This is a genomic window from Pseudomonas nabeulensis, assembly GCF_004682045.1.
GTDB classification, from domain to species: Bacteria; Pseudomonadota; Gammaproteobacteria; order Pseudomonadales; family Pseudomonadaceae; genus Aquipseudomonas; species Aquipseudomonas nabeulensis.
Window position 1 is genome coordinate 23,744 of record NZ_QUZT01000052.1, and the last position, 25,916, is coordinate 49,659.

The 25,916-nt window shown below is 60.7% G+C and carries 24 protein-coding genes; 10 read left to right on the forward strand and 14 right to left on the reverse strand.

Annotation, left to right across the window (positions count from 1 at the left end; all coding sequences use genetic code 11):
• Positions 1-102 precede the first annotated feature (102 nt).
• Both DYL61_RS23005 and DYL61_RS23010 read right to left on the reverse strand, forming a co-directional pair.
• Positions 103-951, reverse strand: a complete 849-nt coding sequence (locus tag DYL61_RS23005) for a MaoC family dehydratase (protein ID WP_135310238.1) — start codon at positions 949-951, stop codon at positions 103-105.
• A 2-nt stretch (positions 952-953) separates the two neighbouring features.
• Positions 954-2,297, reverse strand: a complete 1,344-nt coding sequence (locus tag DYL61_RS23010) for a 3-oxoacyl-ACP reductase (RefSeq protein ID WP_135310239.1) — start codon at positions 2,295-2,297, stop codon at positions 954-956.
• 113 nt (positions 2,298-2,410) lie between these two features.
• Between DYL61_RS23010 and DYL61_RS23015 the strand changes: the two genes are divergently transcribed.
• The gene (locus DYL61_RS23015; RefSeq protein WP_135310240.1) at positions 2,411-3,688 is read left to right on the forward strand and encodes an acetyl-CoA C-acetyltransferase; all 1,278 of its coding nucleotides are present in this window, start codon (positions 2,411-2,413) and stop codon (positions 3,686-3,688) included.
• 124 nt (positions 3,689-3,812) lie between these two features.
• Positions 3,813-4,712: a PA4780 family RIO1-like protein kinase gene (locus DYL61_RS23020; RefSeq protein WP_135310241.1), complete on the forward strand. Its 900-nt coding sequence runs from the start codon at positions 3,813-3,815 to the stop codon at positions 4,710-4,712.
• A 163-nt stretch (positions 4,713-4,875) separates the two neighbouring features.
• Here DYL61_RS23020 and cueR read toward each other — a convergent pair whose 3' ends face one another.
• The 3 genes from cueR to DYL61_RS23035 all read right to left on the reverse strand — a co-directional run bounded on the left by cueR (position 4,876) and on the right by DYL61_RS23035 (position 7,922).
• Positions 4,876-5,277, reverse strand: a complete 402-nt coding sequence (gene cueR, locus DYL61_RS23025) for a Cu(I)-responsive transcriptional regulator (protein WP_135310242.1) — start codon at positions 5,275-5,277, stop codon at positions 4,876-4,878.
• Entirely contained in the window at positions 5,274-7,475 is a 2,202-nt protein-coding gene (locus DYL61_RS23030; RefSeq protein WP_135310243.1) for a heavy metal translocating P-type ATPase, read from the reverse strand. Before DYL61_RS23030 ends, cueR begins: the two co-directional genes overlap by 4 nt.
• A 66-nt stretch (positions 7,476-7,541) precedes the next feature.
• Positions 7,542-7,922, reverse strand: coding sequence for a hypothetical protein (locus tag DYL61_RS23035; protein WP_105700099.1), 381 nt, complete (start codon positions 7,920-7,922; stop codon positions 7,542-7,544).
• 147 nt (positions 7,923-8,069) lie between these two features.
• Between DYL61_RS23035 and DYL61_RS23040 the strand changes: the two genes are divergently transcribed.
• Positions 8,070-8,261, forward strand: coding sequence for a heavy-metal-associated domain-containing protein (locus DYL61_RS23040; protein ID WP_105700098.1), 192 nt, complete (start codon positions 8,070-8,072; stop codon positions 8,259-8,261).
• 85 nt (positions 8,262-8,346) lie between these two features.
• Positions 8,347-9,540: a multidrug effflux MFS transporter gene (locus DYL61_RS23045; protein WP_135310244.1), complete on the forward strand. Its 1,194-nt coding sequence runs from the start codon at positions 8,347-8,349 to the stop codon at positions 9,538-9,540.
• A gap of 8 nt (positions 9,541-9,548) precedes the next feature.
• Here DYL61_RS23045 and DYL61_RS23050 read toward each other — a convergent pair whose 3' ends face one another.
• Positions 9,549-9,731, reverse strand: a complete 183-nt coding sequence (locus tag DYL61_RS23050; RefSeq protein ID WP_105700096.1) for a hypothetical protein — start codon at positions 9,729-9,731, stop codon at positions 9,549-9,551.
• A 146-nt stretch (positions 9,732-9,877) separates the two neighbouring features.
• The gene (locus DYL61_RS23055; RefSeq protein WP_135310245.1) at positions 9,878-10,891 is read right to left on the reverse strand and encodes a zinc-binding alcohol dehydrogenase family protein; all 1,014 of its coding nucleotides are present in this window, start codon (positions 10,889-10,891) and stop codon (positions 9,878-9,880) included.
• A gap of 112 nt (positions 10,892-11,003) precedes the next feature.
• Here DYL61_RS23055 and DYL61_RS23060 point away from each other — a divergent pair, with 112 nt between their 5' ends.
• The 3 genes from DYL61_RS23060 to DYL61_RS23070 all read left to right on the forward strand — a co-directional run bounded on the left by DYL61_RS23060 (position 11,004) and on the right by DYL61_RS23070 (position 14,239).
• Positions 11,004-11,945 (forward strand): LysR family transcriptional regulator, encoded by a 942-nt coding sequence (locus DYL61_RS23060; protein WP_135310246.1) that lies wholly within the window; start codon positions 11,004-11,006, stop codon positions 11,943-11,945.
• 122 nt (positions 11,946-12,067) lie between these two features.
• Complete coding sequence (locus DYL61_RS23065; RefSeq protein ID WP_135310247.1) at positions 12,068-12,763, forward strand: ArsR/SmtB family transcription factor; 696 nt, start codon at positions 12,068-12,070, stop codon at positions 12,761-12,763.
• Between the two features lie 105 nt (positions 12,764-12,868).
• Positions 12,869-14,239, forward strand: coding sequence for an MFS transporter (locus tag DYL61_RS23070; RefSeq protein WP_135310248.1), 1,371 nt, complete (start codon positions 12,869-12,871; stop codon positions 14,237-14,239).
• A 128-nt stretch (positions 14,240-14,367) separates the two neighbouring features.
• Here DYL61_RS23070 and DYL61_RS23075 read toward each other — a convergent pair whose 3' ends face one another.
• Positions 14,368-15,321, reverse strand: a complete 954-nt coding sequence (locus DYL61_RS23075) for an adenosine deaminase (protein ID WP_105700091.1) — start codon at positions 15,319-15,321, stop codon at positions 14,368-14,370.
• 193 nt (positions 15,322-15,514) lie between these two features.
• Here DYL61_RS23075 and DYL61_RS23080 point away from each other — a divergent pair, with 193 nt between their 5' ends.
• A complete protein-coding gene (locus DYL61_RS23080) occupies positions 15,515-16,606 on the forward strand; it encodes a calcium:cation antiporter (RefSeq protein ID WP_135310249.1) in 1,092 nt (363 codons plus the stop codon).
• Positions 16,607-16,730: 124 nt separating this feature from the next.
• Here the strand turns inward: DYL61_RS23080 and DYL61_RS23085 are convergent, their stop codons facing one another.
• From DYL61_RS23085 to DYL61_RS23110, 6 genes are all read right to left on the reverse strand, one after another.
• Positions 16,731-18,089 (reverse strand): 8-oxoguanine deaminase, encoded by a 1,359-nt coding sequence (locus DYL61_RS23085; RefSeq protein WP_135310250.1) that lies wholly within the window; start codon positions 18,087-18,089, stop codon positions 16,731-16,733.
• A 250-nt stretch (positions 18,090-18,339) separates the two neighbouring features.
• Entirely contained in the window at positions 18,340-19,026 is a 687-nt protein-coding gene (locus DYL61_RS23090) for an SDR family oxidoreductase (RefSeq protein WP_135310251.1), read from the reverse strand.
• 37 nt (positions 19,027-19,063) lie between these two features.
• A complete protein-coding gene (locus DYL61_RS23095) occupies positions 19,064-19,645 on the reverse strand; it encodes an IMPACT family protein (RefSeq protein ID WP_135310252.1) in 582 nt (193 codons plus the stop codon).
• 12 nt (positions 19,646-19,657) lie between these two features.
• Positions 19,658-20,317: a TetR/AcrR family transcriptional regulator gene (locus tag DYL61_RS23100; protein WP_105700086.1), complete on the reverse strand. Its 660-nt coding sequence runs from the start codon at positions 20,315-20,317 to the stop codon at positions 19,658-19,660.
• Positions 20,318-20,404: 87 nt separating this feature from the next.
• A complete protein-coding gene (locus DYL61_RS23105) occupies positions 20,405-21,799 on the reverse strand; it encodes a uracil-xanthine permease family protein (RefSeq protein ID WP_135310253.1) in 1,395 nt (464 codons plus the stop codon).
• An 80-nt stretch (positions 21,800-21,879) separates the two neighbouring features.
• Positions 21,880-22,800, reverse strand: a complete 921-nt coding sequence (locus DYL61_RS23110) for a LysR family transcriptional regulator (protein ID WP_105700084.1) — start codon at positions 22,798-22,800, stop codon at positions 21,880-21,882.
• A gap of 125 nt (positions 22,801-22,925) precedes the next feature.
• Between DYL61_RS23110 and aptA the strand changes: the two genes are divergently transcribed.
• Both aptA and DYL61_RS23120 read left to right on the forward strand, forming a co-directional pair.
• Complete coding sequence (gene aptA, locus DYL61_RS23115) at positions 22,926-24,275, forward strand: omega-aminotransferase AptA (protein ID WP_105700083.1); 1,350 nt, start codon at positions 22,926-22,928, stop codon at positions 24,273-24,275.
• 39 nt (positions 24,276-24,314) lie between these two features.
• Positions 24,315-25,808 carry a CoA-acylating methylmalonate-semialdehyde dehydrogenase gene (locus DYL61_RS23120; RefSeq protein WP_124528143.1) on the forward strand — a complete coding sequence of 498 codons (1,494 nt, stop codon included), beginning with the start codon at positions 24,315-24,317 and terminating at the stop codon, positions 25,806-25,808.
• Positions 25,809-25,916: the final 108 nt, after the last annotated feature.

The window sequence follows — 25,916 nt, forward strand, 5'->3', positions numbered from 1 at the left end:
TCAAGATGTATATATATTAAAAATCAATAGGTTAAATAAAATAGCGGGCTTGAAAAAGCCCGCTATTACTTAGGGTGTATATATACAATTAATCAGTATGTTTCAGGCGATGGGCTGCCACGTGCCTGCCATATGTTCAATATCACCACTGCCCTTGAGCAGTAATTCGCCACTGGAACCGGCGGCGCTGGCCAGTAACCTGACTTCGCTGGGCAGCCGCACCGGCTTGCGAAACGCCACGGCAATTTCAATATTGGCGGCGGGCAGGTGTTCGCCCAACGCGGCAAGGGTGTGCGCCTTGTTCCACAGCCCATGGGCGATGGCCTGGGGGAAGCCAAACAGCTTGGCGGTGAGGGCGCTGAGGTGGATCGGGTTGTAGTCGCCGGAGACTCGCGCATACCGGCGACCGATATCGGCGGGGGCGTGCCAGCGGGTCAGTTCGCTGACGTGGGTGGGCGTGGGTTGCGCGTCATCCGTGGCTTCACCTGGCAGCTTCACGCCACGGCAGAGCATGCGGCTCTCTGCTTCCCAAAGCAGGCCGAGGGAATCTTCGGCCGTGGTCACCAAATCGAACGTCGCGCCCTTGGGGTGCGGCTTGAGGTTCTGCGCATGCACGCCAACGGTCAGCTCGCTCACACCACCGAGCGGGCGGTGGATGCGAATGCGGTTGCTCAGGTGGATCAACCCCAGCAGCGGGAACGGGAAGGTTTTGTCGGTGAGCAACTGCATCTGCAAACCGAAGGCGAGGATATGGGGGTAGGTCGGCGGCAGGATCGGGCTGTCGGCAAACCCGCAGACCTTGCGATACGCCGCCACGGCCTCGGGGTTGATCGGCACCCGGCAGCGCAAGCCTTGTTCGGGCAAGGTGTCGCCGGTGATCTTGCGCTTGACTGCTGCGCGCCAATACAGCGGTAGCAACGACGGCGGTGTACCTAAGGTTTTCCATTCCATGTTTACGCTCCCAAAAGACTTTGCCCACACACCCGCAGGGCTTGTCCGCTGATTGCGCCGCTACCCGGTTGACCGAGCCAGGCCACGGCCTCGGCAACGTCTTGCGGCAAACCGCCCTGGCCCAGGGAACTCATGCGGCGCCCGGCCTCACGCAGGGCGAATGGAATATGCGCGGTCATCTGGGTTTCGATAAAACCGGGCGCGACTGCGTTGATGCTGATGCCGCGCTCTTTGAGCAACGGTGCCCAGGCGTGTGCCAGGCCAATCAATCCGGCCTTGCTCGCCGCATAGTTGGTTTGCCCGCGGTTACCGGCAATGCCGCTGATGGACGCTAGCAGCACCACGCGAGCGTTGTCGTGCAGGGTGCCGCTGTCCAGCAGGGCTTTGGTCAGCACTTGCGGAGCGTTGAGGTTCACCGCGAGCACCGCGTCCCAGTATTCCGGGGTCATATTGGCCAGGGTTTTGTCGCGGGTAATGCCCGCGTTGTGCACCAGCACGTCGAGGCCATCGGGCAGGTGTTCGATCAACTGGCTGGCGGCATCTTCGGCGCAGATATCCAGCACCACCGTGCGTGCACCCAGGCGTGCAGCGAGGGCTTCGAGGTCGGCCCTGGCTTGGGGCACGTCCAGCAGAATCACCTCGGCCCCGTCGCGGGCCAGGGTTTCGGCGATGGAGGCGCCAATGCCACGGGCGGCGCCGGTGACCAACGCCTTGCGCCCGGCCAACGGGCGGGTCCAGTCCTCGACGGGCGTGGCGCAGGCCTCCAGGCGAATCACCTGGCCAGAGATGTAGGCGCTTTTTGGTGAGAGGAAGAAGCGCAATGCGCCTTCAAGCTGGTCTTCGGCGCCGTCGCCCACATAGAGCAATTGCAGCACGCCGCCGTTGCGCAGCTCCTTGGCCAGGGAGCGACTGAACCCTTCGAGGGCGCGTTGGGCACTGGCGGCGAATGGGTCGCTGAGACTTTCAGGCGCACGGCCGAGGATCACCAGGTGCGCGCTGTTATCCAGGTTTTTCAGCAGCGGTTGGAAGAACTCGCGCAGTTGCTTGAGCTGGTCGGTGTGCTGCAGGTCGCTGGCGTCGAACACCACGGCCTTGAGCTTGGGGCCGTGACCGGGAATCCACGTCGACGTTTCGCCGCCATAGCTGTAGGTCGCATCTGTCAGTTTGTGGGCAAACGCCTGCACCTTGACTACCAGCGCACCACCGCCCAGCAGCAGTGCGCCTTCCACCGGGCGCAGGCGCCCGGCTTGCCAGCGTTCCAGGCGTACCGGCGACGGCAGGCCAATGGCGGCGACCAGGCGATGGCCGAGGCTTGAGTTGGCGAAGTCGATATAACGGTCAGACATGGAACGCTCTCCGAAGGCTGGGGTTCAAAGGGTTGACCACCCCGGGGCGGTAGTCGTTCGATCAGCCTAGGCTAGGCTCACAGATTCAGCCCACAACAAACAGGGAGCATTCCATGACTCAATTGCGCCGCGTAGCGATCATCGGCGGTAATCGCATTCCTTTTGCCCGCTCCAACGGCCCGTACGCCACGGCGAGCAACCAGGCAATGCTGACGGCGGCGCTCGAAGGCTTGATTGAACGCTATAACCTGCACGGCCTGCGCATCGGCGAGGTGGCTGCCGGTGCGGTGCTGAAACACTCCCGTGATTTCAACCTGACCCGTGAATGTGTGCTGGGCTCGCGCCTGTCGCCGCAGACCCCGGCCTATGACATTCAGCAGGCCTGCGGCACCGGGCTTGAAGCGGCGTTGCTGGTGGCCAACAAGATTGCCCTGGGCCAGATCGAGTGCGGGATCGCCGGCGGCGTGGACACCACGTCGGACGCGCCCATCGGTGTGAATGAAGGGCTGCGCAAGATCCTGCTGCACGCCAACCGCAGCAAATCCATGGCGGACAAGTTGAAAGTGCTGCTGCAACTTCGGCCCCATCACCTCAAGCCGGAACTGCCGCGCAACGGCGAGCCCCGCACCGGATTATCCATGGGCCAGCACTGCGAGTTGATGGCGCAGACCTGGCAGATCCCCCGCGCCGAGCAGGATCAGCTGGCGCTGGAGAGTCACCAGAAAATGGCCGCCGCCTACACCGAAGGCTGGCACAACGATTTGCTCACGCCGTTCCTGGGCCTGACCCGCGACAACAACCTGCGCCCGGACCTGACCCTGGAAAAACTCGCCGCGCTCAAGCCTGCGTTCGAACGCAGCGAAAAAGGCACGCTCACCGCCGGTAACTCCACGCCGCTCACTGACGGTGCGTCGTTAGTGTTGCTGGGCAGTGAGGCGTGGGCCCAAGAACGTGGCTTGCCCATCCTGGCCTATCTACGTGATGGCGAAGCGGCGGCGGTGGATTTCGTCAACGGTGCCGAAGGCCTGCTGATGGCGCCGGTGTACGCCGTGCCGCGTTTGTTGGCGAGGAATGGTCTGACACTGCAAGACTTCGATTACTACGAGATCCACGAAGCCTTCGCTGCCCAAGTGTTGTGCACGCTCAAGGCCTGGGAGGATGCGGATTACTGCAAGACGCGCCTGGGTCTGGATGCGCCATTGGGGTCCATCGACCGCGCTCGGCTGAATGTGAAGGGCAGCTCACTGGCGGCCGGGCACCCGTTCGCCGCCACCGGCGGGCGCATCGTCGCCAACCTGGCCAAGTTGCTGGAGGCGGCGGGCAAGGGCCGGGGGCTTATTTCCATCTGTGCGGCGGGCGGGCAGGGGGTGACGGCGATCATTGAACGCTGAAACTGGCATATTGGATGCATTCTTAAGCGATCAACGGTCGGTAGCCCCTCCCACCGGCGAGCCGATTGCCGTATAACGAGTGCCATACGCGTATTTGGTAATAAAGGACCCACAATAAAAGCTGATGAAGACTCCTAAACGCATTGAACCCCTGATCGAAGACGGTCTGGTCGACGAAGTGCTGCGCCCTCTCATGAGTGGTAAAGAAGCAGCTGTTTATGTGGTGCGCTGCGGCAATGAATTGCGTTGCGCCAAGGTTTACAAGGAGGCGAACAAACGAAGTTTTCGTCAGGCGTCCGAATACCAGGAAGGCCGTAAGGTCCGTAACAGCCGTCAGGCCCGTGCCATGGCCAAGGGCTCCAAGTTCGGTAAGAAAGAAACCGAAGATGCCTGGCAAAACGCCGAAGTGGCGGCGTTGTTCCGCCTGGCCGGTGCGGGCGTACGCGTGCCCCAGCCGTTCGACTTCCTCGAAGGCGTGCTGCTGATGGAACTGGTGGCCGACGAGTACGGCGATGCCGCACCGCGCCTGAACGACGTGGTGCTGGAGCCTGATCAAGCACGTGAATACCACGCCTTCCTGATCTCCCAGATCGTGCTGATGCTGTGTACCGGCCTGGTGCACGGCGACTTGTCCGAGTTCAACGTACTGCTCACGCCAACCGGCCCGGTGATCATCGACCTGCCCCAGGCGGTGGATGCGGCGGGCAACAACCACGCGTTTAACATGCTGGAGCGGGACGTGGGCAACATGGCTTCCTACTTCGGACGCTTTGCCCCGGAGTTGAAGAAGACGAAGTACGCCAAGGAAATGTGGGCGCTTTACGAAGCCGGCACCTTGCACCCGGCCAGCGTGTTGACCGGTGAGTTCGATGAGCCGGAAGAGCTGGCGGATGTGGGCGGCGTGATCCGCGAGATTGAAGCGGCGCGGCTGGATGAAGAACGTCGCCAGGCGATTCGGGCAGCGGATGATGCGCCACAAAGCAAAGTCCCGGACGAGCCACCGCCACCGCCGTGGATGCAGTGATCTTCAGGCCAACTCAGACCTAAAGAGTCAGTGGAGATCAAAATGTGGGAGGGGGCTTGCCCCCGATTGCAGTGGGTCAGTTGGAGATGAAGTAACTGAACCACCGCTATCGGGGGCAAGCCCCCTCCCACATTTGGTTTTGCATGTATTCAGATAGATTCCATCAGGCGCAGCAAACGCCCGACGCCAACTCCTTGAGAATCGGGCAATCCGGCCGATCATCCCCCTGGCAGTGCTCCACCAGATCCTGCAACGTATCGCGCAACTGCCCCAGCTCGAGGATTTTCTGGTTCAGTTCCTCGATATGCTGGCGCGCCAAGGCCTTCACATCGGCGCTGGCCCGTTGCCGGTCTTGCCACAAGGTCAGCAGCTTGCCGACTTCTTCCAATGAAAAGCCCAAATCCCGTGAGCGTTTGATAAAGGCCAGAGTGTGCAAGTCATCCTGACCGTACACGCGGTAACCACTGTCGGTACGGTGTGCAGCCTTGAGCAAACCGATGGATTCGTAGTAGCGAATCATCTTGGCGCTCAGCCCGCTGTGGCGGGCGGCTTGGCCGATATTCATGGGCGTTGATCCTCCAAATCCTTGGGTTTCCAGGTCTTCAACAACAATGCATTGCTCACCACGCTGACGCTGGACAAGGCCATTGCCGCGCCCGCCAGTACCGGGTTGAGCAGGCCGAAGGCAGCCAGGGGGATGCCGATCAAGTTATACACAAAGGCCCAGAACAGGTTCTGGCGGATTTTTGCGTAGGTCTTGCGGCTGATCTCCAGGGCGGCCGGGACCAGGCGTGGGTCGCCGCGCATCAGGGTGATGCCGGCGGCGTGCATGGCCACGTCGGTGCCACCGCCCATGGCGATGCCGATATCGGCGGCCGCCAGAGCCGGGGCGTCGTTGATGCCGTCGCCGACCATGGCCACTATCCCGGTTTTTTTCAAGTCGGCGACCGTGGCGGCTTTGTCGGCAGGCAAGACTTCGGCGTGCACATCGTCGATGCCCAATGCTTCGGCCACCACGCGGGCGCTGCCGCGATTGTCGCCGGTGAGCAGGTGGCTGCTGATGTGCTGGGCCTTGAGTTGCTCAACCGCTTCCAGCGCGCCGGGCTTGAGGGTGTCACCAAACGCGAACAGCCCCAACACACGGGGTTGTGCGCCTTGTTCGATCAGCCAGGACAAGGTGCGGCCTTCGGCTTCCCAGGCGTTGGCGGATTCGGCCAGGTCGCCAGGGTTCAAGCGGCTTTCCTCCAGCAGGCGGCGGTTGCCCAGGGCCAGTTGCCGACCGTCCAGGGTGCCGGCGATACCACGCCCCGTCAGGGATTGGCTGGCGCTGACATCGGCCACGCTCAGTCCCTGTTCTTCGCACGCATCCAAAACCGCCTTGGCCAGCGGGTGTTCACTGCCGCGTTGCAACGCACCGGCCTGTTGCAACAGCAAGGCGTCGTTGCCATCCACCGCGACTTGATGGGCGATCTTCGGCGCGCCGGAGGTGAGGGTGCCGGTCTTGTCGAAGACCACGGCGCTCACTTCATGGGCGCGCTCCAGGGCTTCGGCGTCCTTGATCAGGATGCCGTAGCGAGCGGCAACGCCGGTGCCGGCCATGATCGCGGTCGGCGTGGCCAGGCCCAGGGCGCAGGGGCAGGCGATCACCAATACGGCAACGGCGTTGATGATTGCGGTCTCAAGCGACGCGCCGTACAGCCACCAGCCCACCAGGGTGATCAGCGCCAGTACCAGAACCGCCGGAACGAACACCTGGCTGACTTTATCCACCAGCTTCTGGATCGGCGCCTTGGCGGCCTGCGCGTCTTCCACCAGGCGGATGATCCGCGCCAGTACGCTTTCGGCGCCCAGGGCGAGCGTGCGTACCAGCAAGCGGCCCTCGCCATTGATGGCACCGCCGGTGACCTTGTCCCCTGGTTGTTTCGGCACCGGCAGGCTTTCCCCGCTGATCAAGGCTTCGTCGGCATGGCTTTGGCCGTCCACCACTTCACCGTCCACCGGGAAGCGCTCGCCGGGCTTGACCATGACCAGGTCACCCAGCTTCAACGCAGTGATCGCGACCTCTTCTTCGCGGCCTTCGATGACTCGAATCGCCCGCTCCGGCCTTAGTGCTTCAAGGGCACGAATGGCACTGGCCGTCTGGCGCTTGGCGCGGCTTTCCAGGTATTTGCCCAGCAGCACCAAGGCGATCACCACCGCCGAGGCTTCGAAGTAAAGATGCGGCATGCTGCCGGCGGGCGCGGTCAGCCATTCATAAATACTCAGGCCATAGCCCGCGCTGGTGCCGATGGCGACCAGCAGGTCCATATTGCCCGCCCCGGCGCGCACGGCTTTCCAGGCGGCTATATAGAAGCGGGCACCGAAGATGAATTGCACGGGGGTCGCCAGGGCGAATTGCACCCAGGCCGGTAGCATCCAGTGCAGGCCGAAGGGTTCCACCAGCATGGGCAGCACCAACGGCAGCGCCAGCACGATTGCCAGCAATAAAGCCCAGCGCTCGCGGTGCAGGCGCTGGGCTTGGTTGGCATCGGTGGCGGTTTCGCTTTGGGGCAGGCTGGCGGTGTAGCCCGCCTTGTCGACGGCGGCGATCAGCACGCCGGGGTCCATCCGGCCCAGCACTTCGACATGGGCGCGTTCGTTGGCCAAGTTGACGCTGACGCTTTGCACCCCCGGCACCTTGCCCAGCGCGCGTTCGACGCGGCCGGCACAGCTGGCGCAGGTCATGCCGCTGATGGGCAGGTCAAAGGTGGTCGATCCATTCATGGGGCAGTCCTCCAGAAGACGTTGCCCCTAGGATCAACCTTGACCTGTGGGGAAGGTCAAGCGCCTTTAATATTCCAGCGCGGCGGCCTTGAGGTACATGCCGTCCGGTCCTTGGGCAATGCGCAACTTGCGCACATCCCCGGCCTTGAGCGTGATGTTCTGCGCCGGAGGCGCCAGCATGCCCGGCAAGCAACCAGGGGATTGGCCCGGCAGCAGTTTCAGGCGCAAGGACAGGTTGCCCGCCGGCAAATTGAACGAAGTGGCTTGTTCCTGGAACAGCCGGCCCGCCAACTGGTCATTGAGGTACAGGCCGATTTCGCAGTTGGTGGGGACTTCCAGGCGTTCGCGGGAAATGATCAGCACCGCGTAGTCTTCCGCCGCGCTGACGACAGGCGCAGCGGCAGACAAACTCATCAGGCCCGCAAGGGCAAAAATCGACCAGCGCATGGCGAATGCTCCATGGTTCGTATCCAAGATGGGTGAAGCTTGGCCGACCCGGCCTGCGAATACCAGCCCGGCCGAAGATGACAGAACTTGACCTTGCCATCGTGGCAAGGTCGACAGTGCACCCAACCTCATCAAAGGAGTCATGTCATGCAAGTATTCAACGTTGAAGGAATGACCTGCGGCCACTGTGTTCGGGCCGTGACCCAGGCAGTGCAGAGCCAGGACCCGGCAGCCGAAGTGAAGGTTGACCTGGCGGCCAAGCAAGTCAGCGTGCAAAGCCAGCTGAGCGCCGAAGTGATTGCCGGGCTTATTCGCGAAGAAGGCTACACCGTCGTCTGATTTTTAATAGTTAGCGAGCTAACTTAATGTTCAAGGCACCCAAGCGCGGCTAGACTGTCGGGCTGCTGTCCTACTTGGGTGCCTGATGAACCTCCGCATTATTTTGATCCTGGGCGCCTTGAGCGCCTTTGCGCCGTTGGCGATCGACTTTTACCTGCCGGGTTTTCCGGCGATGGCCGCCGCGTTTGCCACCGACGAAAAACACATCCAGCGCACGTTGGCGGTGTACTTCGCGGGCCTGGCTATCGGCCAGTTGATCTACGGCCCGCTGGCCGACCGTTTTGGTCGACGCGTGCCGCTGCTCAGCGGCGTTACCTTGTTTACCTTGGCGTCGTTTGCCTGCGCCTATGCGCCGTCCCTGGAATGGCTGACCGGCGCGCGCTTCGTGCAGGCCCTGGGCGGCTGTGCGGGCATGGTGATTTCCCGCGCGGTGGTCAGTGACAAATGTGATGCCGTGGGTTCGGCCAAGGTGTTTTCCCAGTTGATGCTGGTGACCGGCCTGGCGCCGATCCTGGCACCGCTGGCGGGCGGGGTGATGGTTGGACTATGGGGCTGGCAGTCGATCTTCCTGGCGCTGACAGTGTTCAGCGTGATGGCCGCCATCGCTGTGGCGGTCGGATTGCCGGAAACTTTCCCGGCCCATCAGCCGCGTCAGCCGCTGTCCGGTTCGCTGCGCCGCTACGGGGCGCTGTTGTCGGACCGGGTGTACCTCGGTTACGCCCTCACCGGCGGTATTTCGATTGCCGGGATGTTTGCCTATATCGCCGGTTCCCCCTTCGTGTTTATCCAGCTCTACGGCGTGCCTGCCGAGCATTACGGTTGGCTGTTTGGCTCCAACGCCGCGGGCTTTATTTTGGTGGCACAGGTCAATGCGCGTTTGCTCTCCAAGCGTGGCCCGGCGTTTTTGCTGTCACGCAGCGTGTGGGTCTACCTGGCGGCGGCGCTGACATTGCTCGGCATCGCCGCATTGCGCACCGAGGCGTTGTGGCCGTTGCTGGTACCGCTGTTTATCTGCATCGCCAGCCTGGGTTGCATCCTGCCCAACACCTCGGCATGTGCCATGAGCGGGCAGGGCGCACGGGCCGGGAGCGCTTCGGCGCTGCTTGGCTGCATTCAGTTCGGCGTGGCAGCGGGAGCGGCGTCGCTGGTGGGTGTATTGCACGACGGCACCGCGATGCCGATGGCGATGGTCATCAGCCTGTGCGGTGTGTTGGCGGTGACGATTGCGGTGTCGACCCAGCGCCTGCAACGGGCAAGGGCCGCGCAGGCGCAGGTCTAGGACACAGATCAGCCAGCGGCAGAACGTTGCTGGCTGAGAGGGAAGCGGTGGGGCGCCTGGATGCGGGCTTGCAGGGTGTCGGCAAAGGCGCGGGCCTCGGCCTCGGTGCGGAAGGTGAACGCGTCGCCGTCGAGACGAACCTGCCATTTGTTGCCCGGGGATTTTGCTAACGCTTTTATCAGGATCTTCATTGCTGACCTCCTTACGTAAAAGAAACGCGGCAAAGGCGGCCAATATAAACCCGAATACGTTCACAAATATGACGAAGATCAACTCTCGGACTAGCGGTGTCGTCCATTACCCACATGAATAATGGACGACACTGACAGCGGTTTTGTCAGAACCCTTCCAGCACGATCTTGCCCTTGGCCTTGCCGCTTTCCAGCAGTGCGTGGGCACGGCGCACGTTCGCGGCATTGATCACACCGAAGTGCTCGCCCACGGTGGTTTTCAAGGTGCCGGCGTCGATCAGCTCGGCCACGCGGTTGAGCAGGTTGTGCTGTTCGATCATGTCCGGGGTCTCGAACATCGAGCGGGTGTACATGAATTCCCAATGCAGCGACAGGCTCTTGCGCTTGAGCTTGCTCACGTCCAGCGCCTTGGGGTCGTCGATCAGCGCCAGCTTGCCTTGGGGTTGCAGGGCTTCCACCAGTTGGTCCAGGTGAAGGTCGGTCTGGGTCAGGCTGGCAACGTGAGTGACCTGCGCCTGCCCGGCGGCTTTCAGCGCTTCGCTCAGCGGTTGGCTGTGGTCGATCACCAGGTCGGCGCCCAGTGCCTTGGTCCATGCCTGGGTTTCCGGGCGCGAGGCGGTGCCGATTACTTTCAACGCGGTGAGTTGGCTGGCCAACTGGGTCAGGATTGAACCCACGCCCCCGGCGGCGCCGACGATCAGTAGGCTTTGACCTTCATCCTGTTTGCCTTCACGCACTTGCAGGCGTTCAAACAACAGTTCCCAGGCGGTGATAGCCGTCAGCGGCAATGCTGCCGCGTCGGCAAAACCGAGGCTTTTTGGCATGTGGCCGACGATACGTTCGTCCACCGTGTGCAGTTCGCTGTTGCCGCCCGGACGTACCAGGGAACCGGCGTAGAACACCTTGTCGCCGGCCTTGAACAAGGTCACTTCGCTGCCGACGGCTTTGACCACCCCGGCCACGTCCCAGCCCAGCACCTTGGCGGCGCCGTTTTCCGGGGCGACGTTCTGGCGCACCTTGGTGTCCACCGGGTTGACCGAGATGGCTTTGACTTCCACCAGCAGGTCGCGTGGGCCGGCAACCGGTTCCGGCAATTCGATGTCTTGCAGGGCGTCGGGATTGCTGATGGGCAGGGATGCGTAGTAGGCAATGGCTTTCATGAGGGCTCCAGATCAAAACGGGTTGGGCAGATCATTGGCTATTTCCTACGAGGATAAAAGCGGCTAAAACAGCAGGCTGTTTCAATAATTTTTTGATAATTGGTGAAGATGCATGCTGCGTTTTGACGATTTGCAGTTGTTTGTACGCGCTGCTGACCTGGGCAGTTTGTCGGCGGCGGCGCGGGTGATGGACCTGTCGCCCGCCGTGGCCAGCGCCGCGCTCAAGCGCATCGAACACCAGTTGGGTGCCCGTTTGCTGGCGCGCTCCACCCGCAGTCTGCGTTTGACGGCTGAAGGCGAAGGTTTTTTGCAGTACGCCCGCGCGGCGTTGAGTTCACTGGATGAGGGGCGCCGTTTATTGGCCAGCGGCCAGGACCATGTCAGCGGCGTGCTGCAACTGTCGGCCCCTTCGGATTTTGGTCGCAACCACCTGTTGCCGTGGTTGGACGAGTTCCAGCGCGACCATCCGCAACTCTCCGTGCGGCTCTTGCTGGGCGATCGGATCGCTGACCTGTTTCGCCAGCCGGTGGATATCGCCCTGCGCTACGGCGAGCCCGAGGATTCCAGTTTGATCGCACTGCCCGTCGCACCGGACAACGTGCGCGTACTGTGCGCCGCGCCCAGTTACCTTGCACGTCACGGAGAGCCTCGGCACCTGGAACAACTCGCTCAACACAATTGCCTGCTCTATATGCTCGGCAGCCGAGTGCATGACCACTGGACCTTTCACGACGGCAGACGGGACGTCAGTCTGACCGTCAGTGGCGACCGATTCAGCGACGATGCCGATGTGGTGCGCCGCTGGGCGGTGGCCGGGGTGGGCATTGCCTATAAATCCTGGCTGGATGTCAGCAGCGATGTGCTGGCCGGCCGCTTGCGCGTGGTCCTGCCGGAACTGCGTGGCGAGCGTACGCCGCTCAATCTGCTGTGTGCCCACCGTGCCCAGTTGAGCAAACCCATCAACCTGTTGCGGGAAATGCTCGTGTCCCGCTGTACGACATTGACCGCGCAGTGGCCGGAGCGACTGCGCGCTGGCCATTTGCCTTTTGCATAAACGGAAGTTTCACTCAATACCTGTCCCTATCTGCGCTGTAGGACCACGCGGAACCGGCGTTTTGCGCTCCTATACTTTGTCGCCAATCACCGCAGACAAACGATTTAACAGGGAGTGAACAGATGGAAGAAGCACCTTGCATCAGTCAGATCGCCAGTTTACTTGCCGAGCCCAAACGTGCCGCCATGCTTTGGGCCTTGATGGACGGTTCTGCCAAGTCGTCCGAGGAATTGGCAAGGTTCGCCGGGTTGACGCCGGCATCCGCCAACGCTCACCTGGCGCGATTGACCGGCAGCGGCTTGCTGCGTACCGAAGGCCAGCGTAGCGAGCGGCTGTTTCGCATGGCAGCCCCGGATGTCAGCGCTGCCATCGATGCCTTGGCCAGCACAACAGTGGCCAGTGCCATACGCAGTGCGCCGGACGCTGCGCAACCGGTATTGGCGGCGCCGTCGTCATTGCGACGCGCCCGGTTGTGTCATGGTCATCTCGGGGGCGAGTTGGCGGCCGGGCTGTATCAACAAATGTTGGCGGCGGGGTGGATCGAGCGTTACGACCAACGTGTTGAGGTGACGGTCAAGGGCGCACAGCACTTGGCGGGCCTGGGGATTTTCATCCAAGCGCTGGCAAGGCCATTGGTGTGCAATTGCTTCGACTGGAGCCAGCGGCATCCACACCTCGGCGGTGCGCTGGGTGCGGGGTTGCTGCAACTGTTTTTACAGTCGAACTGGATCTCCGTGATTCATGGCTCGCGAGCGCTGGAAATCAACGATGTCGGTGAGTTGGAAATCGCTCGATTGGCCACGCCCGAGCAAGCTTAGCTGCCGTGGCGTCGCTCACAGTTTCGATCAGGTCGCATCCAGCAATAACGTGGGATAGCCATGCCGCACACTCGCCAAGGGGATTTTTCACACGGGGGATGCGGCATGGGTATGCAAGGCTATAGCGCAGCGGAACGGCTGGAACGGTTGCCCATCAGCGGCTACCACCGAATCATTTTCATCATCATTGCCCTGGCGTTTTTCTTCGACTCCATGGACTTGGCGATGATGACCTTCCTGTTGGGCTCGATCAAAACCGAGTTCGGGTTGAGCACGGCCCAGGCCGGGTTGCTGGCCAGCTCGAGCTTTTTCGGCATGGTGGTGGGCGCGTCCTTGTCTGGGATGCTGGCCGACCGCTTCGGCCGAAAACCGGTGTTCCAGTGGAGCATCGTGTTGTGGGGCATCGCCAGTTACCTGTGCTCCACCGCGCAGACGGTGGAAACGCTGACGCTGTTCCGCATCCTGTTGGGAATCGGCATGGGCATGGAGTTTCCGATTGCCCAGTCGATGCTGTCCGAGTTGATTCCGGCCAAGGGCCGTGGGCGGTACATCGCCCTGATGGACGGCTTCTGGCCGTTGGGTTTTGTGGCGGCGGGGGCGCTGTCGTATTTCTTGCTGCCGGTGATTGGCTGGCGTGACATCTTCCTGGTGTTGGCGGTGCCGGCGGTGTTTGTGCTGGCAATACGGTTCTTTATCCCGGAGTCACCGCGCTGGTTGGAACAGGCCGGGCGGCATGACGCGGCGGACAAGGTCTTGCAGGGCATTGAGCAGAAAGTCCGTGACTCCATCGGCCGTAACGACCTGCCGGAACCGATCCGTTTGCCACGGGTGGAGAGCACGCCGGGCAATTTCTTCTCGGCATTTCAGCAGCTGTGGTCGGCGCAATACCGCCAGCGCACGCTGATGATCTGGAGCGTGTGGTTCTTTGCTTTGCTGGGCTTTTACGGGCTGACCTCGTGGTTGAGCGCGCTGTTGCAGCAATCGGGTTTCGCTGTGACGCAGTCGGTGTACTACACGGTGATCATTTCCCTGGGCGGGATTCCCGGCTTCCTGATGGCGGCTTGGCTGGTCGAGCGTTGGGGGCGTAAACCGGTGTGCGTCGTGACGCTGCTGGGCGGCGGGGTGATGGCGTTTCTGTATGGGCAGAGCGCGGTGTTTGGCGGCAACGTGGGCTTGTTGATCACGTCGGGCCTGTTGATGCAGTTCTTTTTGTTTGGCATGTGGGCGGTGTTGTACACCTATACGCCAGAGCTGTATCCCACGTCGGCACGGGCGACGGGGTCCGGGTTTGCCTCGGCGATTGGCCGGGTCGGCTCGTTGTTGGGGCCGTTGGTGACCGGGTTGGTGTTTCCGATTACCGGGCAGGGTGGGGTGTTTGCTTTGGGCGCGCTGTGTTTTGCGGTAGCGGCGCTGGTGGTGTGGGTGTTTGGGATGGAGACGAAGGGCAAGACCTTGGAAGAACTCACCGAGGTTTAACAGACAGCCTGGAGTAAATGTGGGAGGGGGCTTGCTCCCGATGGCAGTGGATCAGTCAATAGATCTGTGACTGATATACCGCTATCGGGAGCAAGCCCCCTCCCACATTTTGAACCGGGTTTAGCCAGTTACGGCTTTACCAACCGCGCATCCAGGCTGTTCTGCGCCAGGCGTTTGGCCTGGTCCTGGGTCATGCCCAGTGCGGTGTGCAGCGCGTGGAAGTTCTCGGTGACATAACCGCCGAAGTACGCCGGGTCGTCCGAGTTCACCGTGACTTTCACACCACGCTCAAGCATATCGAGGATGTTGTGCTGGGCCATGTCGTCGAACACACACAGCTTGGTGTTGGACAATGGGCACACCGTCAGCGGGATCTGCTCATCAATGATGCGCTGCATCAAGCGCTCGTCTTCGATAGCACGCACGCCATGGTCAATCCGCTGGATTTTCAGCAGGTCGATGGCTTCCCAGATGTATTCGGGCGGGCCTTCTTCACCGGCGTGGGCCACGGTCAGGAAGCCTTCGTGACGGGCGCGGTCGAACACACGTTGGAACTTGCTCGGCGGGTGACCCATTTCCGAACTGTCCAGGCCCACGGCCACGAACGCGTCACGGAACGGCAGCGCCTGGTCCAGGGTTTTTTCGGCCTCGGCTTCGCTCAAGTGGCGCAGGAAGCTGAGGATCAAACCGCTGGTGATACCCAGTTTCTGCTCGCCATCCTTGAGTGCTGCGGCGATGCCGTTGAGCACCACTTCGAACGGCACGCCACGGTCGGTGTGGGTCTGCGGGTCGAAGAAGGGTTCGGTGTGGATCACGTTCTGTTCTTTGCAGCGCAGCAGGTAGGCCCAGGTCAGGTCGTAGAAGTCCTGGGACGTGCGCAGCACATCGGCGCCCTTGTAGTACAGGTCGAGAAACTCTTGCAGGTTGTTGAAGGCATAAGCCTTGCGCAGGGTTTCGACGTCGTTCCACGGCAGCGCAATCTTGTTGCGCTCGGCCAGGGCAAACAGCAGCTCAGGCTCCAGCGAACCCTCCAGGTGCAGGTGCAGTTCAGCCTTGGGCAGGGCGTTGAGCCAATCGTACATTTTTAAAATCTCATCAGGTGCAATGGCGGCATTCTACAGGCCATGGCTGAAATAATTGGCAAAACCTGACCAGCAGGATCGTTTTGCTTTTATTCATGCAAGGGCCGCGTGAACTAAGGTGTAACGAAACGTTAGCAACGTGCCGTAGTCTGTACCCCATCAATGACTGATTAGCTGTTTGATAAGGCCCGGAATGCTCACATCCCTCAAGCAAGAAAAATTCATGCTGCTGGCGCTGATTGCCGCCATCGCCGCGTACCCGTTGGAGCACTGGATGCTCAACAGCGGGCAGGGCGTGGCGCTGCTCGGTGGCGTAGTGCTGATCGTGTTTATCGTGGTGGCGTCGATGCGCGTGGCCCATCACGCCGAGCAATTGGCGGAAAAGGTCGGAGATCCTTACGGCACCATGATCCTCACGCTGGCCGCCGTGCTGGTGGAAGTGGTGATCCTGGCGATCATGATGAGTAACGAGCCGTCGCCTACGTTGGTGCGCGACACGATTTATTCGGCGGTGATGCTCGATATCAACGGCATCCTCGGCCTGGCTGCGTTGATGGGTGGCATTAAACACGGCGAACAGTCCTACAACGACGATTCGGCGCGCAGCTATAGCGTGATGATCCTCACCGCCATGGGCGTGTCGATGGTGGTGCCGGAATTTATCCCCGAGGCCGACTGGAAAATTTATTCGGCCTTCACCATTGGCGCGATGGTGGTGTTGTACACCTTGTTCCTGCGCATGCAGGTCGGGCCTCACAGCTATTTCTTCAGCTACAGCTACCCGGAGAAGCGCCGCAAGAAACAGCCGGAAGAAGAGCCGGCGCCGCCGGTGAACCTGGCGTTCTCCATCGGCACGTTGGTGTTTGGCGTGATTGTGATTGGCGCATTGGCCGAGGTGATGTCCAAGACCTTGGACCTGGGCCTTGAAGGCACGGGCGCACCGCCGGTGATCACTGCGGTGGTGGTCGCAGCCATTTCGGCAGCGCCCGAGATTCTGACCGCATTGCGTGCTGCGTTGGCTAACCGTATGCAATCGGTGGTGAATATTGCATTGGGCGCATCGTTGTCGACGGTGATCCTGACGGTGCCGGTGATGGAGGCCATGGCACTTTACACAGGCCAGCCGTTCCAGATGGCGATGACGCCGGTGCAGACGGTGATGGTGTTTATTACGCTGATTGTGAGTGCGATCAACCTGAATGATGGTGAGACCAATGCCATTGAAGGGATGACGCATTTTGTGTTGTTTGCGACGTTCATTATGTTGTCACTACTCGGTCTATAAGCATCGTAGAAACAAATGTGGGAGGGGGCTTGCCCCCGATAGCAGTGGATCATCCAATGAAGCTATTGGCTGACACACCGTCATCGGGGGCAAGCCCCCTCCCACATTTAGAGCAGTGTCAGGCTCAAGTCCCTGCGATCAATGCTCTAGCCGCTTGCGTGTGATCGGCGATCAAACCTTTCAAGTCCAGGCCCTCGACCTGGCCATCAATCACCCGCCATTTACCTGCCACCATCACCCGATCCGCACGATCCGCACCGCAGAGCAACAGTGCCGAAATCGGATCATGACTGCCCGAGAACCGCAGTTCATCCAGCTTGAACAGCGCCAGATCAGCCTGCTTTCCTACGGCCAACTCACCGATATCTGTACGCCCCAGTAACTGCGCCGAACCTTTCGTCGCCCAGCCCAACACGCCTTCGGGTGTGATCTTCTGCGCACCGTAACGCAGGCGCTGGATATACAGGGCCTGGCGGGTTTCGAGGATCATGTTGGACGCATCGTTGGACGCGGAGCCATCCACCCCCAGCCCGATAGGCGCCCCGGCGGCGAGCAGGTCCAAGGTCGGGCAGATGCCGGAAGCCAAGCGCATGTTCGAACTTGGGCAATGGCAGATACCCGTACCGGCGGCACCCAGTCGGGCGATTTCATCCGGGTTGAAGTGAATGCCATGGGCCAGCCAGGTACGCGGGCCGAGCCAGCCGACGCTGTCGAGGTAATCGACGGTGCGCAGGCCGAAACGCTGTAGGCAAAAGTCTTCCTCGTCGAGGGTTTCTGCCAGGTGCGTGTGCAGGCGCACGTCGAGTGTGTCGGCCAGTTCGGCGCTGGCGCGCATGATTTCCGGGGTGACAGAGAACGGCGAGCAGGGTGCCAGGGCAATCTGGATCTGCGCGCCGTCGCCACGTTGGTGGTATTCGTGGATCAGGCGTTGGCTGTCGTCGAGGATCACCTGGCCTTGTTGCACGGTCTGTTGCGGTGGCAGGCCGCCATCGGCTTCGCCCAGGCTCATGGAACCGCGAGTGAGCATGGCGCGCATGCCCAGGTCGCGCACGCTTTGCACCTGTACATCGATGGCATTTTCCAGGCCGTCGGGGAACAGGTAATGGTGATCGGCTGCGGTGGTGCAGCCCGAGAGCAGCAATTCGGCGAGTGCCACTTTGGTCGCCAGGGCGAGTTTTTCCGGGGTAAGGCGTGCCCAGACCGGGTACAGGGTTTTCAACCAGGGGAACAGCGGCTGATTGACCACCGGCGCCCAGGCGCGGGTCAGGGTTTGGTAGAAATGATGGTGGGTGTTGATCAGGCCCGGCAGCACCACATGCTCACGGGCATCGAACGTTTGCGCGCAAGGCTGTGCGGGTTGCTGTCCCAGGCCGAGCACTTCGGTGATCACACCGTCTTGCAGCACCAGGCCGCCACGGGCGTCGAGGCCATTGGCAGTGAAAATCGCGAGGGGGTTTTTTAACCAGATACGGGTCGCAGGCATTGGCCGGCTCCTCTGAATGATGGGTTCAGGTTTGCCAGCTCAGTGTTGCCCTGTCTGCTGATCCAGGGTCGCCGGTGAGGGCGAGGGCTTAGATTACGTGTAGTTCTGAGTCTCGTCCATCTATAGGAAAGTTGGCGCAATCTATGTGGGAGGGAGCTTGCTCCCGATGACGGTGTGTCAGCCAATAAATTTATTGACTGATCCACAGCAATCGGGGGCAAGCCCCCTCCCACATGTTGTTCCGGGCGGGTTACCAGGCGATGGTGTCGCCCTTGTAGTCCACGAAGTGATGGCCGCCTTTGCCGGTGTAGGCATTCACCTGGTCCACCAGGCCACGCACGCTGGTGTCGACGTCGATATGGGCATTCTCGCCGCCCATGTCCGTCTTCACCCAGCCCGGATGCAGCGACAACACGGTCAACTTTTGATCACCCAATTGGGTAATGAAACTGTTGGTCATGGAGTTGAGCGCTGCCTTGCTGGCCTTGTAAAGCGCCAAATCCGAACCGTCGGGGATGGTTACGCTGCCCAATACCGAACTCATAAAGGCCAGCACGCCGCTGTCTTTACGGATCTGCCCGACAAAACGCTGAGCCAGGTTGATTGGCGCCACGGCATTGGTGAAGAACAATTGGCCAACTTCCGCGAGGGTGGCGTGGCCAGGTTCCTGGTTGGCCGGGCCCTTGACGCCGGCATTGACGAACAGCAGGTCGAAGGTGCGGTCTTTAAGGCGCTGGCTCAGGGCGATCACGGCTTGTTGATCGTCCATGTCGAGTTTCTCGATCTGCACCGGGCCAACGGCTTTCAGCGCGTCGGCCTTGCTTGAGTCACGCACGGTGGCGGTCACGTCCCAGCCGTCCTGGAGCAGTTGCTTGACCAGGCCAAGGCCCAGCCCGCGCGAGGCGCCGATGATCAGTGCGGTTTTTGGCGTAGACATGAAAAGCTTCCTTTGGAGTCGCGGTTCAGTAAGGGTTTCAACGTTGCAGCAGGATACGCCCACGGCTGAGGTCGGCAAGTTGGGTTTGTAAGATTTCGATATGCGCTTCGCCCAGAGCGAGTTGCAGTTCGACGCCATTGGCGGTGAAGGTTTCCTCCACCACCAGCCCACCCAATTCGAAAACGCGCAACTTCACCAGGTTCAATTCGGAAAAACCGCAGGCGCAACTCAGCAGCACGCGGCTGATCAACTCGATGCGGTCGGCATTCTGTAGACATTTATTGGCACCGCCACCGTAGGCACGGGCCAGGCCACCAGTACCCAATTGGATGCCGCCGTACCAGCGAATCACCAGCACCGCGACCTGATCAAAACCTTGCGCCTCGATGGCCGCCAGAATCGGCCGCCCGGCGGTGCCACCCGGCTCGCCATCGTCATTGCTGCGGTATTGGTCCGCCAGTTTCCAGGCCCAGCAATTGTGCGTGGCGTTCAGGTCGCTGTGTTGCTCGAAAAACGCCTGGGCGTCCTGCGGGCTGGTGATCGGGGCGGCGAGGGTGATAAAGCGGCTTTTGCGTATTTCTTCACGAAATTCGCAAAGGCCGGTGAGCGTGAAAGACATAAATCGCTTCGTTTATAGGGCGGGCTTGATGCCACAGCCTTTGAGAATGATGTGGATCAGGTTGGTGCCGGCGTCTTCCATGTCCTGCTTGGTCAGCTTGGTGCGACCGGTGACGCGGCAGATCTGCGTGGCAAAGTCGGCGTAGTGCTGAGTGCTGCCCCACAACAGGAAGATCAGGTGCACGGGGTCGATGGGGTCCATCTTGCCGGCGTCGATCCACGCCTGGAACACCGCGGCGCGGCCGCTGAACCAGGCGCGATAGTCCTGGCTGAAATATTCGGTAAGGCATTCGCCACCGCTGATGATCTCCATGGCGAAGATCCTGGAGGCTTGGGGCTGGCGCCGCGAGAATTCCATTTTGGTGCGGATATAGCGGGTGAGGGCGACAGCGGGGTCATCCTCGGCACTCAGCCCGTTGAAGGTGCTGTCCCACAATTCGAGAATATTGCTGAGCACCGCGATATACAGGCCCAGCTTGTTGGTGAAGTAGTAATGCAAGTTGGCTTTTGGCAGCCCGGCGCTGGCTGCAATGGTATTCATGCTGGTGCCTTTGTAGCCATGGCGCGCGAATTCGTCTTCAGCAGCCTGGAGAATCGCTTGTTCGTTCTTCTGCCGAATGCGGCTGGCGGGTTTTCCGGTGGGGTTGCTGTGGGCAGGAACTTCGAGGCTCATGGAGGTTTCCGTGCTGATCGATAGAGACGACGTGTGCACAGATAACCCACCCTCAAGCCTCAGACAAGCCCCGACGCAATAAAACCGTCAAAGCGGTTCGAGTGTGTCGCTTTCCGATGCGTGGTTTGCGGCAACGCTGCCGGCCTTGGCCTCTGGTAATAACAGGCACAGCACAATGGCTGTCAGGCCGCCGCTGGTGATGGCCGAATCGAACAGGTTTTGCACCAATGTCGGCATCAAGTGCAGCAGGTTCGGTTGGGCGGCGATACCCAGGCCCACGCCGAAAGAGGTGGCGATGATCAGCATGCTGCGCCGGTCCAACGGCGCCTGGGCCAGGATCCGCACGCCGGCGGCGGCTACGCTGCCGAACATCACCAGGGTTGCGCCGCCCAGCACCGGTTTGGGGATTTGCTGCAGCACCGCGCCAATCAGCGGAAACAAGCCGAGGCAAAACAGCGCCACGCCGATATATAACCCGACGTAACGGCTGGCAACCCCGGTGAGTTGGATCACACCGTTGTTCTGCGCGAAGGTGGTGTTGGGGAAGGCGCTGAAGGTGGCGGCAATCATGCAACTGACGCCGTCGCCAAGTACGCCGCCCTTGAGTCGGCTTATATAAGAAGGGCCGCTGATGGGCTGGCGGGCGATCATGCAATTGGCGGTAAGGTCGCCGACGGTTTCGATGCTGCTGATCAGATAAATCAGCGCGATGGGTAGGAAAGCGCTCCAGTCGAAGTTGAAACCGAAACGAAAGGGAATCGGCAGGCTGACCAAGGGCAGGTCCGGCAGGGCTTGGGGCACGAGCTTGCCGCTGAACCAGGCGGCCAGGCTACCCAGGGCCAGGCCGATGATGATCGCGGAAAGTCTTACCCACGGTGTGTTGGAGCGGTTGAGCAGGATGATCGTCAACACCACGAACACACCCAAGGCCAGGTTGGTGGGGGCACCGAAGTCGGGGGCGTTGAAACCGCCGCCCAAGTCGGTGATCCCCACTTTGATCAAGCTGATGCCGATCAGGGTGATGACAATCCCGGTCACTAACGGCGTGATCACCCGGCGCAGTTGGCCGATAAAGCGGCTCAGCACGATCTGCACCACCGCCCCGAAAAAGCACACGCCGAAGATCATCGCCATGATGTCTTCCGGGCTACCGCCGCGTTGCTTTACCAGAAACCCCGCCGACAGCACCGCGCCGAGAAACGCAAAGCTGGTGCCTTGCAGGCAGATCATCCCGGCACCAATACCAAACGGCCTGCGTGCCTGAATGAACGTGCCGACGCCGGAAACCATCAACGCCATGCTGATCAGGTAGGGCAAATGAGCGCCTAGGCCCAGGGTGGAACCGATGATCAGTGGTGGAGTGATGATGCCGACGAACGCGGCCAGCACATGTTGCAATGCGGCCAACAGCGCGGGGGCGGGTTTGGGGCGGTCGTTGAGGCCGTAGATCAAGTCGCTGTTGCTGGAGGATTCTGGTGGCATGGCGGGCAAGCTCAAGGTCGATGTCCTTGGGGTCTTGCAAAAAACTGTCCAACTGCTCAGCTTTTTGTTGCTGGGCCGTATTAGCGGGTGGCCGCAAGGCTTTCCAGAAAACTTTCCAGCACCAAATGGGGGCGGCGGCCCTTGCGCGTGACCGAAGCGAGGCTTAAATCGTAAAAGCGTGTAGCCGGTTTCAGCGCACGCAGTCGTCCTTGTTGTACCCAGAGGCTGGCGTAGTGGTCGGGCAGGTAGCCGATATAGCGGCCGGTGAGGATAAGGAACGCCATGCCTTCACGGTCCGAGGCGCTGGCGGTGCAGTTGAGTGCCTGATAGTGGGCCTGGATGTCGGCGGGCAAGCGGAAGGTGGGGGCGATGGCGTCCTGGCTGTCGATGCGCGTGTCGTCCAGTTGCTTGTTGTCGGCGTAGAACAGCGGGTGGCCGACGGCGCAATAGAGCAGGGAGCGTTCGCTGTACAGCGGTTGATATTCCAGTCCCGACAATGCGCTGGCTTGCGGAACAACGCCGACGTGCAGCCGGCCGTCGAGTACGCCTTGTTCGACTTCGTTGGGGGCGATCATGCGAATCTGAATTTGCACGTCTGGACCGCGCTCCTTCAACTGCGCCAGTGCATGGGTGATGCGCATGTGGGGCAGGGTGACGAGGTTATCCGTGAGGCCAATGATCAACTCGCCACGTAAATGCTGGTGCAGGCCATTGACCTCTGTGCGAAAGCTTTCCAATGCACTTAATAGTTGCAAGGCGGATTGATAGACCTCGCGGCCCTCTTCGGTCAGGGAGAAACCGGCGCGACCGCGCTGGCAAAGCCTCAAGCCTAGACGTTGCTCCAGGTCGCTCATTTGCTGGCTGATGGCCGAACGGCCGATGCCGAGGACGGTTTCCGCCGCCGAGAAGCCGCCGCATTCCACCACACTGCGAAAGATGCGCAGCAGGCGAATATCGAAGTCGCTGACTTGGGCCAGGGGATCGGTTCGACGGCTGCTCATAGTTTAGTGAAGGCCTGACTGAAGGTTAGAAGAGTTGAATTTCACCGACTTTATCGCCGTGGCAATTTAGCTGCAACAACGCTTTTCAATCCCGACGCTGCCTTTTGCCCTGCGAGGTTTTGCTGATGAACATGCCCGAAAACGCCCCATCGTCCCTGGCCAGCCAACTGAAGCTGGACGCGCATTGGATGCCGTACACCGCCAACCGTAACTTCCAGCGTGACCCGCGCCTGATCGTGGGGGCGGAAGGCAGTTGGTTGATCGATGACAAGGGGCGCAAGGTCTACGACTCGTTGTCGGGCCTGTGGACCTGCGGGGCCGGGCACACGCGTAAAGAGATCCAGGAAGCAGTTGCCAAGCAATTGGGCACCCTGGACTACTCGCCGGGCTTTCAATACGGTCATCCGTTGTCCTTCCAGTTGGCGGAAAAGATTACCGACCTGACCCCTGGCAACCTGAACCACGTGTTCTTCACCGACTCCGGTTCCGAGTGCGCTGATACCGCGGTGAAAATGGTGCGCGCGTACTGGCGTCTGAAAGGTCAGGCCACCAAGACCAAGATGATTGGTCGCGCTCGTGGGTATCACGGCGTGAACATCGCCGGGACCAGTCTGGGCGGCGTGAACGGTAATCGTAAGATTTTTGGTCAGGCTCTGATGGATGTTGACCATCTGCCCCATACCTTGCTGGCGAGCAATGCGTTCTCTCGTGGCATGCCGGAACAGGGCGGCATTGCCTTGGCCGACGAGCTGCTCAAGCTGATCGAACTGCACGATGCTTCGAACATTGCTGCTGTGTTTGTCGAGCCAATGGCCGGTTCCGCTGGCGTGCTGGTGCCGCCGCAGGGTTACCTCAAACGTCTGCGTGAAATCTGCGACCAGCACAACATCCTGCTGGTGTTCGACGAAGTGATCACCGGTTTCGGTCGTACGGGCTCGATGTTCGGTGCCGACAGCTTCGGCGTGACGCCTGACCTGATGTGCATCGCCAAGCAAGTCACCAACGGTGCAATCCCGATGGGCGCGGTGATCGCCAGCAGCGAGATCTACCAGACCTTCATGAACCAGCCGACGCCTGAGTACGCGGTGGAATTCCCCCACGGCTACACCTACTCGGCTCACCCGGTGGCGTGTGCTGCTGGCCTGGCGGCATTGGACCTGTTGCAGAAGGAAAACCTGGTGCAGAGCGTAGCCGAAGTCGCACCGCACTTTGAGAATGCGCTGCACGGGTTGAAGGGCAGCAAGAACGTGATCGACATCCGTAACTACGGGCTGGCCGGCGCGATCCAAATTGCCCCGCGTGACGGCGATGCCATCGTGCGTCCATTCGAAGCGGGTATGGCCTTGTGGAAGGCTGGTTTCTACGTGCGTTTTGGCGGCGATACCTTGCAGTTCGGGCCAACCTTCAACAGCAAGCCGCAGGACCTGGATCGTCTGTTCGACGCGGTCGGCGAAGTGCTGAACAAGATCGACTGATTTCTCCTTCTATATAGAACAATTTTTCAGGAGCCCTGCATGAGCCTTATCCAACATTTGATCAACGGCGAGTTGGTCAATGACAGCGGCCGTAGTGCCGACGTGTACAACCCGTCTACCGGTCAGGTGATCCACCAGGTGCCGTTGGCCAGTCGCGAAACGATTCAACAGGCGATCGATTCTGCCAAGGCGGCTTTCCCGGCATGGCGTAATACCCCACCGGCCAAGCGTGCCCAGGTAATGTTCCGTTTCAAGCAATTGCTGGAGCAGAACGAAGCGCGCATCTCGCAGTTGATCAGTGAAGAGCATGGCAAGACGCTGGAAGATGCGGCAGGTGAATTGAAGCGTGGGATCGAGAACGTTGAGTATGCGTGTTCGGCACCGGAGATTCTGAAGGGCGAGTACAGCCGTAACGTAGGACCAAACATCGATGCGTGGTCGGATTTCCAGCCGTTGGGCGTGGTGGCCGGTATTACCCCGTTCAACTTTCCGGCAATGGTGCCGTTGTGGATGTATCCGCTGGCAATCGTCTGCGGTAACTGTTTCATCCTGAAACCATCGGAGCGTGATCCAAGTTCGACGCTGCTGATCGCGCAGTTGTTGCAGGAGGCCGGTCTGCCTAAAGGTGTACTGAGCGTGGTGCACGGTGACAAGGGCGCGGTGGATGCGCTGATCGAGGCACCGGAAGTCAAAGCGCTGAGTTTTGTGGGTTCGACGCCTATTGCCGAATACATCTATTCCGAAGCGACCAAGCGTGGCAAGCGCGTACAGGCTTTGGGCGGAGCGAAGAACCATGCGGTGTTGATGCCGGATGCGGATCTGGATAACGCGGTCAGTGCCTTGATGGGCGCGGCGTACGGTTCCTGTGGTGAGCGTTGCATGGCGATTTCGGTGGCCGTGTGCGTGGGTGATCAGGTGGCGGATGCGTTGATCGCCAAGCTGGTGCCACAGGTCAAGGCCTTGAAGATCGGTGCCGGCACATCTTGCGGTCTGGATATGGGGCCGTTGGTTACCGGTCAGGCTCGGGACAAGGTCAGTGGCTATATTGAGGACGGTGTCGCGGCAGGGGCAGAGTTGGTGGTCGATGGCCGTGGCTTGAGCATTGCCGGGCATGAGGAGGGCTTCTTCCTGGGTGGCAGTCTGTTCGATCGCGTGACGCCTGAGATGCGTATCTATAAGGAAGAGATCTTTGGGCCGGTGTTGTGCGTGGTTCGGGTGAACAGCCTGGAAGCGGCGATGCAACTGATCAACGACCACGAATACGGCAACGGTACCTGCATCTTCACTCGCGATGGTGAAGCGGCACGCCTGTTCTGTGATGAGATCGAAGTGGGCATGGTGGGCGTTAACGTTCCACTGCCGGTGCCGGTGGCGTATCACAGCTTTGGTGGATGGAAGCGTTCGCTGTTTGGCGACTTGCATGCCTATGGCCCGGATGGCGTGCGTTTCTATACCCGTCGCAAGGCGATTACCCAGCGTTGGCCGCAACGGGCCAGCCATGAAGCGTCGCAGTTTGCGTTTCCTAGCTTGTAAGCGGCGTTGAAAGCCGGCCCTTTGGGGCCGGCTTTCGTCTTTTTGGGGTATTTCTGACTTATATGACAGAAATATGAAGAAAGGCGTTGACGGCAGATTTCATGTGTC

What these genes read in the sequence shown, in the direction of transcription:
- DYL61_RS23110 (WP_105700084.1), bottom strand. Translation starts at nt 22,800, where the DNA reads ATGAGCAGCCGTCGAACCGATCCCCTGGCCCAAGTCAGCGACTTCGAT.
- DYL61_RS23095 (WP_135310252.1), bottom strand. Translation starts at nt 19,645, where the DNA reads ATGTCTTTCACGCTCACCGGCCTTTGCGAATTTCGTGAAGAAATACGC.
- DYL61_RS23015 (WP_135310240.1), top strand. Translation starts at nt 2,411, where the DNA reads ATGACTCAATTGCGCCGCGTAGCGATCATCGGCGGTAATCGCATTCCT.
- DYL61_RS23070 (WP_135310248.1), top strand. Translation starts at nt 12,869, where the DNA reads ATGGGTATGCAAGGCTATAGCGCAGCGGAACGGCTGGAACGGTTGCCC.
- cueR (WP_135310242.1), bottom strand. Translation starts at nt 5,277, where the DNA reads ATGAATATCGGCCAAGCCGCCCGCCACAGCGGGCTGAGCGCCAAGATG.
- DYL61_RS23035 (WP_105700099.1), bottom strand. Translation starts at nt 7,922, where the DNA reads ATGCGCTGGTCGATTTTTGCCCTTGCGGGCCTGATGAGTTTGTCTGCC.
- DYL61_RS23065 (WP_135310247.1), top strand. Translation starts at nt 12,068, where the DNA reads ATGGAAGAAGCACCTTGCATCAGTCAGATCGCCAGTTTACTTGCCGAG.
- DYL61_RS23120 (WP_124528143.1), top strand. Translation starts at nt 24,315, where the DNA reads ATGAGCCTTATCCAACATTTGATCAACGGCGAGTTGGTCAATGACAGC.
- DYL61_RS23075 (WP_105700091.1), bottom strand. Translation starts at nt 15,321, where the DNA reads ATGTACGATTGGCTCAACGCCCTGCCCAAGGCTGAACTGCACCTGCAC.
- DYL61_RS23080 (WP_135310249.1), top strand. Translation starts at nt 15,515, where the DNA reads ATGCTCACATCCCTCAAGCAAGAAAAATTCATGCTGCTGGCGCTGATT.
- DYL61_RS23030 (WP_135310243.1), bottom strand. Translation starts at nt 7,475, where the DNA reads ATGAATGGATCGACCACCTTTGACCTGCCCATCAGCGGCATGACCTGC.
- DYL61_RS23050 (WP_105700096.1), bottom strand. Translation starts at nt 9,731, where the DNA reads ATGAAGATCCTGATAAAAGCGTTAGCAAAATCCCCGGGCAACAAATGG.
- DYL61_RS23060 (WP_135310246.1), top strand. Translation starts at nt 11,004, where the DNA reads ATGCTGCGTTTTGACGATTTGCAGTTGTTTGTACGCGCTGCTGACCTG.
- DYL61_RS23040 (WP_105700098.1), top strand. Translation starts at nt 8,070, where the DNA reads ATGCAAGTATTCAACGTTGAAGGAATGACCTGCGGCCACTGTGTTCGG.
- DYL61_RS23105 (WP_135310253.1), bottom strand. Translation starts at nt 21,799, where the DNA reads ATGCCACCAGAATCCTCCAGCAACAGCGACTTGATCTACGGCCTCAAC.
- DYL61_RS23045 (WP_135310244.1), top strand. Translation starts at nt 8,347, where the DNA reads ATGAACCTCCGCATTATTTTGATCCTGGGCGCCTTGAGCGCCTTTGCG.
- DYL61_RS23055 (WP_135310245.1), bottom strand. Translation starts at nt 10,891, where the DNA reads ATGAAAGCCATTGCCTACTACGCATCCCTGCCCATCAGCAATCCCGAC.
- DYL61_RS23020 (WP_135310241.1), top strand. Translation starts at nt 3,813, where the DNA reads ATGAAGACTCCTAAACGCATTGAACCCCTGATCGAAGACGGTCTGGTC.
- DYL61_RS23085 (WP_135310250.1), bottom strand. Translation starts at nt 18,089, where the DNA reads ATGCCTGCGACCCGTATCTGGTTAAAAAACCCCCTCGCGATTTTCACT.
- aptA (WP_105700083.1), top strand. Translation starts at nt 22,926, where the DNA reads ATGAACATGCCCGAAAACGCCCCATCGTCCCTGGCCAGCCAACTGAAG.
- DYL61_RS23100 (WP_105700086.1), bottom strand. Translation starts at nt 20,317, where the DNA reads ATGAGCCTCGAAGTTCCTGCCCACAGCAACCCCACCGGAAAACCCGCC.
- DYL61_RS23005 (WP_135310238.1), bottom strand. Translation starts at nt 951, where the DNA reads ATGGAATGGAAAACCTTAGGTACACCGCCGTCGTTGCTACCGCTGTAT.
- DYL61_RS23010 (WP_135310239.1), bottom strand. Translation starts at nt 2,297, where the DNA reads ATGTCTGACCGTTATATCGACTTCGCCAACTCAAGCCTCGGCCATCGC.
- DYL61_RS23090 (WP_135310251.1), bottom strand. Translation starts at nt 19,026, where the DNA reads ATGTCTACGCCAAAAACCGCACTGATCATCGGCGCCTCGCGCGGGCTG.